The sequence below is a fragment of the Paenibacillus endoradicis genome, assembly GCF_024721975.1.
In genome coordinates this window covers 1-15,412 of record NZ_JANQBB010000010.1, presented here as the reverse complement: position 1 = coordinate 15,412, position 15,412 = coordinate 1, and the positions used below count along the sequence as shown (strand labels likewise).

Sequence of the window (15,412 nt, the reverse complement as noted above, 5' to 3'; positions counted from 1 at the left end):
TATCTTGTGTGCCACTGGTTAATACTGGTACTATAGAAAATATAACAAATTACGTAACATTTGCGACAAAAATATAGTTATTTTTACGCTCATAATAAATAACTATAACTTCACAATACCCTTTTGACGATAATAGTAGAAGTAGTAATATGACGAATACGGATTAATAGAGGTGTAATATGAAAAATTCGACAGTAATTGGTTTAATTCTAGGTCTAGCAGCAGTATTAGTAGGTATGATATTAAAGGGAGCAAGTCTAAGTGCATTTTTAAATGGCGCGGCATTTATGATTATTATTGTCGGCACGATAGGTGCAGTAATGGTTGCTTTCCCTTTAAGTGAACTAAAAAAAGTTGGTACACTATTTAAGATATTATTCAAAGAGCGTCCTCTTCCTGAGCGCGAACAGCTTATTAAGCAATTCGTTGAATGGGCAGGAATTACGCGTCGTGAAGGACTTCTTGCTTTAGAAGCTAGAGTTGATGATATCGAAGATGCCTTTCTGAAAAATGGTATGCGTATGATTATTGATGGCAATGATCAGGACCTTGTACGTGATGTATTACTTGAAGATATTTCTGCTACAGAAGAACGTCATAAGGCAGGAGCTTTAATCTTTACTCAAGCAGGTACTTACGCTCCTACTTTAGGGGTACTTGGCGCCGTAGTCGGCCTAATTGCTGCCTTATCCGACATGAGCAATATGGATAAACTTGCGCATGCAATCTCAGCTGCATTTATGGCAACTTTACTAGGTATATTTACAGGTTATGTACTTTGGCATCCAATGGCAAACAAATTGAAGCGTTTGTCTAAACAAGAAATTCAAATTCGCCTAATGATGCTTGAAGGTTTACTGTCGATTCAATCTGGTGTTTCAACGATTGCTATTGAGCAAAAACTTTCTGTTTATTTGACACCTACTGAGCGTAAATTAATGAAACAGAAGGAGGAAGGTGACGTTGAGCAAAAAGCGTAGGCATGAAGATCACGAAGAACATATCGATGAATCTTGGCTCATTCCATATGCAGATCTTATGACCTTGCTACTTGCCTTGTTCATCGTTCTATATTCTATGAATGCTGTAGATACCAAAAAGTTTGAAGACCTATCTAATGCCTTCAGCCTCGCACTAAGCAGTGGTCAAGGAATAATGGATATGCCTTCTGTAATAGAAAAAGGTCCTGATGCAGATCAGGAAAATGGTGGTTCTAAAGATGATAATGATTCCATCGCTGAAAAAGAAGAACAGCTAACTGAGAAAGAAGTCCAGGAACTACTTGATAAAAGTCAAGTAGAACTAAGTAAGTTGAAAGAAGAACTAGATACTTATATCGCTGGGAACGGTTTATCGACTAGCTTAGAAACGTCATTAAATATGTCGCAATTAGTTATTACGATTCGTGATAACGCGTTATTCGACTCTGCTGAAGCTACAGTGAATAGTGATGGTAAAAAACTAGCAATTTCAATAGCTAATATGCTAGATGACTACCCTGACTTTAACATTATTGTTGCAGGACATACCGATAACACACCTATTCGTAATAGTGAGTTCAGCTCTAACTGGGATTTAAGTGTAATGCGTGCTGTTCGATTCATGGACATTATGCTGACCAACAAAAATCTTGATCCAAAACGTTTCAATGCAGGTGGATATGGGGAATATCACCCTGTAGTAGAAAACGATACAGCTGAAAATAAAGCCAAAAATCGTCGTGTTGAGATTTCTATCGTTCATAACTACATTGACGAAAATAAACTACAGAGTCTATCAGTTACTCAGTAATAGTTAAAGGGCGTATACACCGAGTAACCGGTATATACGCCCTTTTCTTATTGTGCTGGATTATAATTAATATCTTTGAACAAGGTTTGCTTCTCGTCTTCTGTCAAGTCTCTCCACTCGCCTTTAGGCAATTCTGCAAGATGAATATTCATAATACGAACCCGCTTCAATCGTCTAACTTTATATCCAAACGCATCGCACATACGTCTAATTTGACGATTGCGACCTTCGGTAAGAATAATTCTAAAAGTATGGTCGCCGATGCGAGTTATTTTACAAGGTAACGTCATGCTACCTAGTATATGCACACCTTCGCTCATACCTTTCAAGAAACTATTGGTAACAGGCTTATCTACCGTTACGATATATTCTTTCTCGTGTTTTCCTTCTGAACGCAAAATAGGATTAACTACATCGCCATCATTCGTTAATAGAATAAGACCTTCAGAATCCTTGTCTAATCTACCGATCGGGAAAATACGCTCCCGATGATTTACAAAATCAACGATATTACCTTGTATATGAAGCTCTGTCGTACATGTAATCCCTGTAGGCTTATAAAGTGCGATATAGACATGCTTTTTCTGCTGCCCTATTCTACTTCCGCTCACACATACAATGTCACTAAGGTCGGCTTGACTGCCAAGTTCAGCCTTCACGCCATTAATTGTTACTTCACCAGCTTGCACTAGCTTATCGGCCTCTCGTCTTGAACAATAGCCCGTCTCACTAATAAATTTATTGATTCTCAATGATGTCACCTCGTTAATTCACTTGTATAACTTTTTCTTTGACCAAACTTCAATTTCCTCTGATGATACTATGATCAACGGGTCTTTACAAAGCTTTGCCAACTTAAACATCCCAATAGCGATGTCCCTTGCTTGAATAGGTTTGTACTTTCTCATTTTACCCTTAAACATGAACGATAGCCAAGTCATCAGTTTTGCAGCTACTGATTCACCAAATCTAGCTTCATTACGATCTCCAAGTATAAGAGAAGGCCTCACTATAATAAGTTGCGGTAATTGTAATTGTTGCAATTCAAGCTCGGTTTTGCCTTTCACACGATTATAAAATATTTTGGACTGATCGTCTGAACCCATAGCCGTTACAACGATAAATTTGCGACTATAGTATAACTTGGCAAGCTTGGCTATCTCGATTACATAATGGTAATCAACCTTTTCAAATTGCTCTGTGGAGCCAGCTTTCTTAATCGTTGTACCTAATGTGCAAAATACATCCGCATCCTTAAACCATTCCTCTGGACACTCATGCATTTGATCAAATTGAATAAGTTGTTGTTCTAAGCGAGGATGAACGATGCTTAGTCTTCGGCGAGCTATGACTATAACCTTTTCATACTTCTTAGCATTTAGCAATACACGAACTAGTTCTCGTCCCACTAGACCTGTTGCTCCCACGATAACCGCCTTCAATGCCATGTTCACACCCTTCTTAACACAATATAGAGTTTACAAGCTACTTGCATCAGCTAACTCTTCTTCCTGATATGCAGGTAACAATATTTTAACCGTTGTCCCTACGTTCACTTGACTAGTTAATTCCATCTGTCCATGGTGAGTCTCTATAATCTTTTGACTAACCATAATTCCTAATCCTGTGCCATTTTCTTTCACAGTGAAAAAAGGATCTCCAATGCGTTTTAAGGTTTCTTCTTCCATACCAATACCCTCATCTGTAATATGTACACTAATCGCTTGATCACTTCGCAGCACAGCAATGTGTACATGTCCACCATAAGGCATTGCTTCTATACCATTCTTCAATACATTAATGAATACCTGCTTCAATTGATTTTCTTCACAAGGAATTCGGCAATCATCTTTAGTATACGTTTCTTTTAAAGTAACATTATGTAATAATGCCTCACTTCCCATTAGAGAAGTAACTTCAGCTAATATATCTCTTACATCTCTCACCTTGAACTTAACTGCCTGTGGCTTCGCTAAAATTAGAAATTCACCTACGATAAGATTAATACGATCTAACTCTGATAACATAACATGTACATGATCTATATTAAGTTTTTTACTTTGTTTCTGTAATTGCAGAAACCCTCTTAACGTAGTTAATGGATTACGTATTTCATGAGCTACACCAGCAGCAAGTTGTCCGACCATATTTAGCTTCTCAGATCGACGCATCAACTCTTCCATCTGATTACGGTGGCGCATATCTCTACATACGCTTGCAAATCCTGTAATTGTATTAGAATAATCACGAATCGGTGTAATAGTAATACTTACAGGTATTAGATCTCCATCTTTTGTACTTCTTAATGTTTCGAAGGAATTAATGATTTCACCACTATGTATTCTCGAAAAAATATCCTCTTTTTCTTTAATAAGATGCTCGGGTACTGTAAGATAACGCCTTCCTATTACCTCTGCTTCTGTATAACCAAACAACTGCTCGAATGCATTATTCATCTGATTCATTGTTCCATCTAGATCCATAATATAGATCGCATCAGTTGAATGATTGATAAATGACTCCATATACAATCTCATTCTACGATTCTCATCAAAAGCTGTTCTCAGCTTATTCATATATATGCTTAAATTCTGACTCATAGCATTAATCTTAAATGCTAATAATCCGAATTCGTCCCTTGTAGTAATCGGTATCGGTCGATGAAAGCGAACGGAACTGACTTCATTAACTTTCCATAATATATCTTTAAGAGGTTGTAGCATTCGTCCAATAAACCAATAACTAATAATACTAGAAAAAAACACTAAATAAATTAGTGTTGCATAAAACAAGGAATTGTTATCCCCAAGTGTCTGATTATAGACATCTTTATTGTATATTGTAATAATTCTTAATTCACTTGAGAGATTATAACGATAGTCACTAATATAGTAAATATCTGACTGATCAGACACTTCTAAAAACTGATATAAGTATTTGGAATTATATTTTTCTTTAGCTATAATAGTGTCTGCAGTTGCGTAATGACTAGCAGAATAAACAATTTCGTTAGTTGTTGTATTGTAGAATACAACATCCAACAGGTAAGGTTTACCCACACGAACGAAATGATAAATTTGATTAAGATCTTGTTCAAATGTTGGCGATTCAAAATCTAAATCTTGATGGATCCTCTCTGATAAAGTAAAACTAGAGCGATAGATCAAATCATAATTTTTCGATTGCTGATTATAACCCCATGCATAATGAAAAACTGCTATTACAATAGATAATAATACTGCTATAGTAATACTTAACTTATACTTGATCGACACCCATTTCACATCCTTATATCATTAGACTTACCCACATTAAATTAACATAATCCACAATTTTATCAACAATAAGTGGACCGTTTGTGAATAAAAATGTGGATATAATAAAGTTATCAACAATGTTATGCACAGTATGTTAACAAAAGAATGTTTGTTCGATGTATAAATCCGATTTTTTGTAGATAAAGGAGAAACATATGTATATTCGTGAAGATGAACGTTGGATGCAAGAAGCTATCGCTGAAGCGAAAATCGCTGAGCATTTAGGCGAAGTACCGATAGGTGCTGTTATTGTCAAAGATGGAGTAATTATCGGAAGAGGCCACAATCTAAGAGAGACACTGCATGACCCTACTGCTCATGCAGAAATAATAGCTATTAAAAGAGCAAGCGAATCTCTAGATGCTTGGAGGTTATTGAATTGTACACTCTATGTAACTTTAGAACCTTGCCCAATGTGCGCAGGAGCTATCGTACAAAGTCGCGTAGCAAGAGTTGTCTATGGTACTAGTGATCATAAAGCTGGTTGTGCGGGGACGTTGATGAATTTACTACAAGAGCCCCGTTTCAACCACGAAACGGAGCTCACTAGTGGTATTCTTCAAGCAGAGTGTGCTGAATTGTTAAAAACATTTTTCAAGCAATTGAGACTACGACGTAAAGCTCAGTCTCTATAATTGTCTTACATTATTGTTCAACTGTTTATATGATTCTGGCAAGTAATACTCTTGATTGCGTTCCATGTATTGTAACGCCACAATAAGTTGATCAGCTTCTTCACTAATTGCTATAACGTCAGGATCAGTAAAACTACCCTTTGCCTCAGCAATCTCATATAACTTGTGCCGAAGCGACTGTAGCTGCGTCATTAATTGTTTTTTTTCCATAGTTCGCTTCGTGTCACGCTCCTTATTCAAACAATTCTACAACTTGTACACCTATTATAACGATAGTAACGATATTTTTTTGTTATATGGTGTCGATATTCTTTTACAAAATAAAGTTATTAAACGACAATAGTTGTGATAATATCTCAAATTATATCGCTTTTTTCCTAATAAATACAATCCCTAATAAGTCCTATATTAGTACCCAATAAATGAAAATGAGCAATCGTGCATTTTTCAACATAAAAATGGTCATTTAGAGCTATTACAATCATCTTTTTCGAATTCATATATATATAATTATATAACTTCGACTACTTTTTAAATTAAATGACAGTATTCTACATTTTTCGCTATATTCCAAATAACATTCCTTGAGTATAATATTGATGACATAAGCTAGTTATGAATGATATTTATTCGCATATAATAAATGGATGTAATTAGTAGGGGGTGAAAAAATGAACATAAAAGACGAACGTATGTGGGGTATGTTAGTTCATATTGCAACGTTTGCCGGATTTATTGTACCGGTGGTAGGATCTGTTCTTGGCCCACTTGTCATATGGTTAATCAAAAGAGATCAATCCTATTTCGTGGATCGGCAAGGTAAAGAAGCAGTTAACTTCAATATTAGTATGGCAATCTACATTATTGGATCTTATATTTTAATGCTAATCTTGATTGGATATCTTACTTTAATTGCTGCAGGTATTACATGGATCGTTTGTTCTATTATCGCTGCAACTAAAGCCAACAACGGAGAATTTTATCGTTATCCACTAACTATTCGTTTTATTAAGTAACTTACTACATATTTTTCACATAAGAAACGCTCAAGCGACTCGCTTGAGCGTTTTATACTATTTATGCATTTGGATATTGTCCCCTACGATTTTGAACTGCATAGCCTACATACAAGCCCTCTAAAGAGGTGTTTCAGTAAACCGACTTTGATAACGATGCTTGGCTTTATAGTTTATTCGGCATCGAATATGAAGCCAACTTGGGAACTCCGGTACGCGTGTCCCAATTACGTACACTTACGTTCCCTCTTTCCACGAGTAGCGCTCCATCTTCTCGGTTCTTAAAGTCTGCTCTCGGCTTGCGAAAGATCGCACAAAAAAACGCTCAAGCGATAAGCTTGAGCGTGTTGTGTACATAATGGAGGAGAAGAAGGGATTCGAACCCTTGTGAGCTTGCGCTCTAACGGTTTTCAAGACCGCCCCGTTATGACCACTTCGGTACCTCTCCAAGAAAGTATTTCATTTGCTGACAAGAGATATTGTATCACAGGTAGTAAGGGGGTTGCAACCCCCTTTTAAAACTTTTTTTGATTTATTTCAAAGAAATTTTTTCTGCGCCACCCATATAAGGACGAAGTACCTCTGGAATTACGATAGAACCGTCCTCTTGCTGGTAATTTTCAAGTATTGCAGCTACTGTACGACCGATTGCTAGACCAGATCCATTCAATGTATGAACGAACTCTGCTTTGCTCTTCGGCTCAGGACGATACTTAATACTTGCACGACGTGCTTGGAAATCTTCAAAGTTAGAACAAGAAGAAATTTCGCGGTACGTATTCGCACTTGGTATCCAAACCTCGATATCATACGTCTTCGCCGAAGCAAACCCCATATCGCCTGTACAAAGTGTAACAACTCGATATGGCAAGTCTAATAGTTGTAGAACCTTCTCAGCGTCTTGTAATAGGCTCTCTAGCTCTGCATAAGAATCTTCAGGCTTAACAATTTTTACTAGCTCTATTTTATTGAATTGATGCTGACGAATTAATCCACGTGTATCACGACCTGCTGATCCTGCTTCAGAGCGGAAACAAGCACTGAATGCAACGAACTTAGCTGGCAATGTTTGTGGATCTAATATTTCATCGCGATAAATATTAGTAACTGGTACTTCTGCTGTTGGAATAAGGTAATAATCTGAATCAGCAATTTTAAACAGATCCTCTTCGAACTTAGGAAGTTGACTAGTACCGATCAAGCTATCACGATTAACGATGTAAGGAGGTAGAATTTCTTCATATCCATGTTTATCGCTGTGAAGGTCCATCATAAAGCTCATTAACGCACGCTCTAGACGAGCTCCTAGACCGCGGTAGAACACAAAGCGAGAACCTGTTACTTTTGCTGCACGCTCAAAGTCAAGAATCGCTAAGTCAGCTGCAAGATCATAATGTGCTTTCGGCTCATAAGGGAATGATTTAGGTTCACCTATACGGCGAATTTCAATATTGTCGTCCTCTGATGCTCCGATAGGTACAGATGCATTAGGAATATTCGGAATAGCTAATAAGAGATTATTAACTTGTTCATCAACAATACGAAGCTCATCATCAAGTTCTTTGATGCGGTCGCCAACTTCACGCATTTCTACGATTAAAGCTTCTGCATCTCCACCACTTTTTTTGATTCGAGCAACTTCTTGTGATACAGTGTTACGTCTGCTTTTTAAGGCTTCAGTATCTTGAATCAATTCACGACGTTTCTGATCTAGTGCTGGGAATTGAACAATTAGATCTGTTGAAGCATTACGATTATGTAATGCTGCTTCAACTTGAGCATAATCTGTACGAAGTAATTTAACATCTAACACGAGTGATAAGCTCCTCTCTTTTAAAGAACCATAGCGGCCGCTATGGTTCAGTTACAATTTATACATCAATGGATTGAGCTGATTTAATCATTTCGACAAAATAAGCATGCAATCGATAGTCATCAGTTAACTCCGGATGGAATGAACAGGCAAGAAGATTACCTTCTCTAGCCGTTACAATCTCCCCATTGTATAACGATAATACTTCAACTGCTGGTCCTACTTGCGAGATTAACGGAGCTCTTATAAATACTGCTGTAATAGGTTCATCAATACCTTTTACAGGTAATTGTGTTTCAAAGCTTTCTCTCTGTCTGCCAAACGCATTACGTGCAACTGTCATATCCATAAGCTGAAGATGAGCATCCTCTTGCCCATCGATTCGATCTGCTAGAACGATTAGTCCTGCGCAAGTTCCGAATAATGCTTTACCGTCTTTATGAAATTGACGCAACGCATCAATAAATCCATATTTACGCATCAATTTTCCAATCGTTGTACTTTCGCCGCCAGGAATAACAATTCCATCTAGCTCAGCAAGTTGCTCAACACGTTTAACCGCTACCGCTTCAGCACCTGCAGACTCAAGACTGCGCATATGCTCGGCAACAGCACCTTGAAGAGCTAAAACTCCAATCTTCATATCCAAATTCCTCCCCTGTTTCGCAAAGGCCGACCTAACCTATTATTAGGTCAAATCGGCTCTTAGGGTTTATCTATTTTAGATTCCGCGATCTTGCATACGTTCTGATGCATGAAGCTTAGAAATTTCAATACCTTTCATCGGTGCTCCAAGGTTTTTGGATACTTCAGCGATTAATTTATAATCTTGGTAATGAGTTGTAGCTTCCACGATTGCACGAGCGAATTTCTCAGGGTTTTCTGATGTGAAAATACCAGATCCTACAAATACGCCGTCAGCACCAAGCTCCATCATTAAAGCAGCATCGGCTGGTGTAGCTACACCGCCTGCAGCAAAGTTAACAACTGGAAGCTTACCACTTACATGTACGCCCAGAAGTAATTCATAAGGAACGCCTAGAACTTTTGCTTCATTATATAGCTCGTCCTTAGATAGAGCTTGTATTTTACGGATTTGACCGTTAATTAGACGTAGATGACGAACCGCTTCAACAATGTTACCTGTTCCTGGCTCACCTTTCGTACGAAGCATAGCCGCGCCCTCTTGAATACGACGTAGTGCTTCACCAAGATCTTTCGCCCCGCATACAAATGGAACTGTATAATCATGTTTACTAATATGGAAAACTTCATCTGCTGGAGTAAGAACTTCACTTTCATCGATGTAATCAACACCCATGGATTCTAAAATTCTTGCTTCAACAATATGACCGATACGAGCTTTTGCCATTACTGGAATAGATACAACTTTCATAACTTGTTCAACAATTGTTGGATCAGCCATACGAGCAACGCCGCCTGCAGCACGAATCTCGGAAGGAACGCGTTCTAATGCCATAACTGCTGTCGCACCTGCTGCTTCAGCAATTTTAGCTTGTTCAGCGCTCATAACGTCCATAATGACGCCACCTTTTTGCATTTCTGCCATACCACTTTTTACTCGAAAAGTACCTGTTTCCATTGTAAATACTCCTCCTATATTCATTTATCTAAATTATCAGAACCGTTGTTACTCTAAGCTTTGATTGTACAGTAATGCAAGCACTTCGACAAGTACATATTTCCCTGTAATCAACTCGGATTAAAAGATGTTCATAATACTATCGAATAGATCGGAGAAGAAATTACCCAATCCACGGAAGAACAACTTAAACCAAGATGCTTTTGCGGCATCTTCTGATGTAAGTAAATCAACTTGATATTGTAGTTCCTTACCAGATGGATCTATAAATTTGTAATTTAATGTACCGACTTTAGTACCAACGGCAATCGGTGCAACAAGTTCATCTTCTGTCTTAATATCAGCACTTACTAGTTCTACTTTAGCTTCTGTGCCTTTATTCGTTAGTACTGTTATATCAGATGCAGTAACAACTGGAATAGCTTTTTCTACACCTTTTTTTATTTTAACCTTTTCGTAGCCTTCTACTACACTTTTTGGTGCAAGCACTGTTTTCTTTTCAAAAGTTGCAAAAGCATAGTTATATAATGAAGCTGTCTCTAGGAAACGAGCATCTTTAGAACGAGTATCCATTACAACACTAATATAACGTACTCCATCACGTTGTACAGTACCAGCAAAGTTGTAACCTGCAGCACTGATAAAGCCTGTTTTCAGTCCATCAACGCCTTCATAAGCAAGATGCTTCAGCCCTGATTTATTAGTATTAATACCAAGCATATAGTTAAAATTAATAATCGGAGCAGTATCACGTTCACGGAACTGATATTCTTGCATACCCGAATATTTCAAGAAATCAGGACATTCTGTTAAAATTGTGCTAGCTAATGAAACGATATCACGCGCCGACATCATTGTCGAATCCTCAAGACCTGTCACACTTGTAAATACCGCAGTTGTAAGTCCAAGTTCATCTGCTGTTTTATTCATTCGGTCGATAAAACCTTGAATACTACCTTCAACAGCAATCGCTAAAGCTTTTGTAGCATCATTAGCTGAACCTACTGCCATCGCAATATATAATTCTTCTACTGTATGTTGATCGCCAGTAGCCAAATAAATTTGTGATTCTGAAGGGTGAGTATCTGCCGCCTCAGGTGTTACAGTGATGATTTGGTCCCAACTCAATCGACCATTCTCGATTTCTTTCATTACGATATATTCTGTCATAAGTTTAGTCATGCTTGCAATCGGTAATGCCTCATCGGGATTAACTTCATACATCACTTGTCCGGTTTCAAATTCAATTAATAGTGCAGATTTCACTTGTAAGCCTAGTGCGTTATCTGTACTTGGTCGATTATCATAACCGACAGCCCCTACTTGTTGTCCTCCGACTGTAAGCGAAGAAATACAAAGTAAAGTACAAAGTATTATAATCGAAAGTAATCGAATTTTCCCCATTTTCTTCAACACCTAAATTCCCCTTTTCTCATTGTTTTATACTCAATTATTGTATCATAATTTCAGCACTGAGTTAAACTTTTTGCTGAATTAGCTCGAATGAACATCTAACGCAAAGAACCAGTGACTATATATCTTAATTGATACATAGTCGCTGGTTCTCATTCAATTCATATTATCGTCTAAGTTCAAAAAGCTAACTTTTTGAACAACTTTTATAGTGAATAGTTTGGAGCTTCTTTCGTAATTTGCACATCATGTGGATGACTTTCACGTAAGCCAGCACCGGTAATACGAATAAACTGTGTATCATTACGAAGCTCGTCCAATGAAGATGTACCACAATACCCCATACCAGAACGTAATCCACCAAGTAATTGATGAACAGTATCTGCTAAAGGACCTTTGTAAGCTACACGACCTTCGATTCCTTCTGGTACAAGTTTAGACTCATTCTCTTGGAAGTAACGATCTTTAGATCCTTCTTTCATTGCTCCAAGTGAACCCATACCGCGATAAACTTTATAGCTACGACCTTGGAAGATTTCAGTTTCTCCAGGGCTTTCAGCAGTACCTGCGAATAAGCTACCGATCATAATACAATTTGCACCCGCAGCGATTGCTTTCGTAATATCACCAGAATATTTAATACCACCATCAGCGATAATTGGTACTCCGTATTCACGAGCAACAGAAGCACAATCATAGATTGCAGTAATTTGAGGAACACCGATACCTGCAATAATACGTGTTGTACAAATGGAACCAGGACCAATACCTACTTTGACTACAGATGCACCAGCCTCTATAAGATCACGAGTCGCTTCACCAGTAGCAACATTACCTGCAATAATCGTTAGATTAGGATAAGCTGATCTAAGATCTCTTATAGCATTAGCAATATTAATATGATGTCCGTGAGCAGAGTCAACTACAAGTGCATCTACACCAGCAGCAACCAGTGCTGCTGCACGATCTTCTGTATCTTTAGAGATACCAATTGCCGCACCACATAGTAGACGACCTTGGCTATCTTTGGCAGCATTAGGGAATTGAATAGCTTTCTCAATATCTTTAATTGTAATAAGGCCTTTCAATACGTTAGCCTCATCAACAAGTGGAAGTTTCTCAATTTTATGTTTTTGAAGAATACCCTCTGCATCTTGCAAAGTAGTTCCAACAGGAGCTGTAACTAATTCTTCATGCGTCATAACTTCTTTGATTTTAATAGAGAAGTCATGTACAAAACGTAAATCCCGATTTGTTAAGATACCAACAAGTTTTTTGTTTTCATCTACGATCGGTACACCGGAAATACGATATTTGCCCATTAACTCTTCAGCATCATATACATGATGATCAGGAGTAAGTGAGAATGGATTAGTTATAACTCCACTTTCCGAACGTTTAACACGATCTACCTCTTCAGCTTGTTGAGCGATAGTCATGTTTTTGTGAATAATACCGATTCCACCCTCACGAGCGATTGCAATCGCCAAAGCAGACTCCGTTACGGTATCCATTCCTGCACTAATCAAAGGAATATTAAGTTTTACAGTATCGCTCAGACGAACAGATACATTAACAGCTCTTGGTAGTATTTCAGATTTGCGCGGAACAAGCAATACGTCGTCAAACGTTAGCCCTTCTTTAGCGAATTTATTTTCCCACACGAGTATGTTCCTCCCTTATTTTTTTTGTCTCTCTGATGTATATTATTGCAATGATATCACTTGATATAAGGGGTGTCAATGTAATACAGATGCTCCAAAACCCATCAAATGGCACTTATTGAATTGACGAAATCATCAATCTATTAGAAAAAATCAGATAAGTATGAAGTTTGTTCGGATATCCGATTCTGTAAGCGATTTACTGTTACCTTATTTCCGCTTATACGTCCGAAATTCCGAAGTGCTTCCAACTTCTGATAATTCAATAAAGTAGCCGTTAATGCTCCAATATCAATCTTAACGTCTGATTCAATGCCATCTGTGTAAATTAGCCGTTCTACATGAGCTACTCCATCTGTTTCAATGTATAGCTTATAGTGACCAGTATTCCATGTTGCATATTCATCTGTAATTTCAATCGTAAATGTGTCACTTTGATCAGCGGATACGAATGGATATTGACGTATAAATGATTCGAAATCAACAATTCTTGCCATAAAGTACGGAACAATTTCTTGTTTCAGACGAGGATTATCAATCCGGAATGTAAAGTTATCATCACTTGGTGCAGTCCATTTCACAACCTCTAACATAGAATCATGTTGCGCAATATAATACCATAATTCATTCTCAGCATTTGCAGTAACTGCAACAAGTTCATGAATGGCCATAACATTATTCGTAATATTATAAATTGCGTATCCTTCAACTTTTCCCTCATCAGAACGATAAACAGCGATAAAGCCTGGCTTACGACTCGCAATTCTTTGCTTCCACCAATCCAAATCACGTTGAAGCATACCATTATACTTTGCGGCGTAGCATTCATAGACAGGTAATAGTTCCTCATAATTGTTTACTCTACTTACTTTTCCAATACGTTTCCGAAGACGTTCTTTTCTCAATATTGATGTTAGGTGCTCTGAAGTCATCTCATACCGTTTATATTCTATATACGTTTCCCAGCCATACTTGCGATAAAAAGCAAAGGCAAAAGGATGTAACATAGAGATAGTTTCACCATTTGAGCGCATCTCTTGCAGTAACTTTTCAATAATTATTGCAACGTAGCCGTTTCTTCTCTGCTCAGGGGCAGTACATACACCTGCTACTCCACCCATTTTCATGAGTTTTCCACCAATATGTATGTTCAAATGTAATAAAGTTGCTTGTGCACACAATTCATCTTCTAGAAATACACCATATCGATCTTCAAGTTGGCTACTGAATCCATCTCTTCGTTCTTCGATTTGTTCGGGAGATAACGGATATTGGAAGGAATAAGAAGCTAAATTTACACTTTGTTCAAAATCACTAGCAGTCAATTTTCTAAGATTAATATCTGACATTCAAATAACCTCCTCTATAATTAGGAGTATTATACAGAGTACACAATCAATTAGCAATAATTGAGAAATTAATTGAACTTGAAATGAGTAAATGGTGTATCTTTGAAGCGTAAGGTGGTGTGTACGATATTCGTACACCAGCAATAAAAGTTTCTGAAAGAAACATTCTTATTGATCCTTTCCTAGCTTCCGATGTAACACCTACTCAAGTTCAAATCTGCTTTGAAGCAGCGCATCGTCATCATGTTCTTCTTCCTCCCCCACTCTCAAGTAGGGTTGCTTCTCGGATTTAACGTGTCAGCACCAAGAAGAGGACATGAAGCTAGGGAAGCGAAGCACGGAATGTACGTACTGGGTACATGAGTACTGGAACTAGCGATGAATGGCCTCTTCGCCGTCGAATCCACATCAGAGCATCGCATCGTGATCACACGTTAAAACACACAAAAAAGCCCACTGCATGTATGCAATAGGCTTATCCGTGCTTGGCGACGTCCTACTCTCCCAGGACCCTGCGGTCCAAGTACCATCGGCGCTGAAAGGCTTAACGGTCGTGTTCGAGATGGGTACGCGTGGTTCCCTTTCGCCGTCATCACCAAACGTCTTACTAGGGCTTGCACCCTCAAAACTGGATGTGAAAGGTAAAACTCCAAAGTGAATCTCTTGCGATGTACTCTTCTTGCTTGCGCAAAGAAAAGATTTTTAGGATAAGCCCTCGACCGATTAGTATTCGTCAGCTACATGTATTGCTACACTTACACCCCGAACCTATCAACCTCGTCGTCTTCAAGGGGTCTTACTAATTGGGAAA

At 38.0% G+C, this 15,412-nt stretch carries 14 protein-coding genes, 1 tRNA gene and 2 rRNA genes; 4 read left to right on the top strand and 13 right to left on the bottom strand.

Features of this window, described 5'->3' with window-relative positions; genetic code table 11:
* Positions 1–179: 179 nt before the first annotated feature.
* Both motA and NV377_RS24140 read left to right on the top strand, forming a co-directional pair.
* The gene (gene motA / locus NV377_RS24145; RefSeq protein ID WP_258203388.1) at positions 180–980 is read left to right on the top strand and encodes a flagellar motor stator protein MotA; all 801 of its coding nucleotides are present in this window, start codon (positions 180–182) and stop codon (positions 978–980) included.
* Positions 964–1,791: a flagellar motor protein MotB gene (locus NV377_RS24140; protein ID WP_258203387.1), complete on the top strand. Its 828-nt coding sequence runs from the start codon at positions 964–966 to the stop codon at positions 1,789–1,791. The genes motA and NV377_RS24140 overlap by 17 nt, the downstream gene beginning before the upstream one ends.
* Before the next feature lie 47 nt (positions 1,792–1,838).
* Here NV377_RS24140 and rluF read toward each other — a convergent pair whose 3' ends face one another.
* Genes rluF through NV377_RS24125 form a run of 3 tightly spaced genes read right to left on the bottom strand, consistent with a single transcriptional unit; the run spans position 1,839 to position 5,066 of the window.
* Positions 1,839–2,543, bottom strand: coding sequence for a 23S rRNA pseudouridine(2604) synthase RluF (gene rluF, locus NV377_RS24135; RefSeq protein WP_258203386.1), 705 nt, complete (start codon positions 2,541–2,543; stop codon positions 1,839–1,841).
* Positions 2,544–2,561: 18 nt separating this feature from the next.
* Positions 2,562–3,239 (bottom strand): NAD(P)H-binding protein, encoded by a 678-nt coding sequence (locus tag NV377_RS24130; RefSeq protein WP_258203385.1) that lies wholly within the window; start codon positions 3,237–3,239, stop codon positions 2,562–2,564.
* 30 nt (positions 3,240–3,269) lie between these two features.
* Complete coding sequence (locus NV377_RS24125) at positions 3,270–5,066, bottom strand: PAS domain S-box protein (protein WP_258203384.1); 1,797 nt, start codon at positions 5,064–5,066, stop codon at positions 3,270–3,272.
* A 197-nt stretch (positions 5,067–5,263) separates the two neighbouring features.
* On the opposite strand from NV377_RS24125, the gene tadA reads away from it, so the two are divergent.
* Positions 5,264–5,743 carry a tRNA adenosine(34) deaminase TadA gene (gene tadA / locus NV377_RS24120; RefSeq protein WP_258203383.1) on the top strand — a complete coding sequence of 160 codons (480 nt, stop codon included), beginning with the start codon at positions 5,264–5,266 and terminating at the stop codon, positions 5,741–5,743.
* Here the strand turns inward: tadA and NV377_RS24115 are convergent.
* Positions 5,738–5,953 carry an aspartyl-phosphate phosphatase Spo0E family protein gene (locus tag NV377_RS24115; protein ID WP_258203382.1) on the bottom strand — a complete coding sequence of 72 codons (216 nt, stop codon included), beginning with the start codon at positions 5,951–5,953 and terminating at the stop codon, positions 5,738–5,740. The two genes, tadA and NV377_RS24115, sit on opposite strands and share 6 nt — an antisense overlap.
* Before the next feature lie 461 nt (positions 5,954–6,414).
* On the opposite strand from NV377_RS24115, the gene NV377_RS24110 reads away from it, so the two are divergent.
* The gene (locus NV377_RS24110) at positions 6,415–6,759 is read left to right on the top strand and encodes a DUF4870 domain-containing protein (protein WP_258203381.1); all 345 of its coding nucleotides are present in this window, start codon (positions 6,415–6,417) and stop codon (positions 6,757–6,759) included.
* A gap of 359 nt (positions 6,760–7,118) precedes the next feature.
* On the opposite strand, the gene NV377_RS24105 is transcribed toward NV377_RS24110, so the two are convergent.
* The 9 genes from NV377_RS24105 to NV377_RS24065 form a co-directional block, all read right to left on the bottom strand.
* Positions 7,119–7,207 (bottom strand) — tRNA-Ser (locus NV377_RS24105).
* A gap of 84 nt (positions 7,208–7,291) precedes the next feature.
* On the bottom strand, positions 7,292–8,572 hold the full coding sequence (gene serS, locus NV377_RS24100; protein ID WP_258203380.1) for a serine--tRNA ligase: 1,281 nt from the start codon (positions 8,570–8,572) through the stop codon (positions 7,292–7,294).
* 58 nt (positions 8,573–8,630) lie between these two features.
* Complete coding sequence (gene pdxT, locus NV377_RS24095) at positions 8,631–9,215, bottom strand: pyridoxal 5'-phosphate synthase glutaminase subunit PdxT (RefSeq protein ID WP_258203379.1); 585 nt, start codon at positions 9,213–9,215, stop codon at positions 8,631–8,633.
* 78 nt (positions 9,216–9,293) lie between these two features.
* Positions 9,294–10,175, bottom strand: coding sequence for a pyridoxal 5'-phosphate synthase lyase subunit PdxS (gene pdxS / locus NV377_RS24090; RefSeq protein ID WP_258203378.1), 882 nt, complete (start codon positions 10,173–10,175; stop codon positions 9,294–9,296).
* A gap of 120 nt (positions 10,176–10,295) precedes the next feature.
* Positions 10,296–11,591, bottom strand: a complete 1,296-nt coding sequence (locus NV377_RS24085; protein ID WP_258203377.1) for a D-alanyl-D-alanine carboxypeptidase family protein — start codon at positions 11,589–11,591, stop codon at positions 10,296–10,298.
* Between the two features lie 203 nt (positions 11,592–11,794).
* Complete coding sequence (gene guaB / locus NV377_RS24080) at positions 11,795–13,252, bottom strand: IMP dehydrogenase (RefSeq protein ID WP_258203376.1); 1,458 nt, start codon at positions 13,250–13,252, stop codon at positions 11,795–11,797.
* 143 nt (positions 13,253–13,395) lie between these two features.
* Positions 13,396–14,601: a GNAT family N-acetyltransferase gene (locus tag NV377_RS24075; protein WP_258203375.1), complete on the bottom strand. Its 1,206-nt coding sequence runs from the start codon at positions 14,599–14,601 to the stop codon at positions 13,396–13,398.
* Between the two features lie 483 nt (positions 14,602–15,084).
* Positions 15,085–15,201: ribosomal RNA gene (rrf, locus tag NV377_RS24070) — 5S ribosomal RNA — on the bottom strand.
* Between the two features lie 103 nt (positions 15,202–15,304).
* Positions 15,305–15,412, bottom strand: a 23S ribosomal RNA gene (locus NV377_RS24065); the annotation flags it as partial.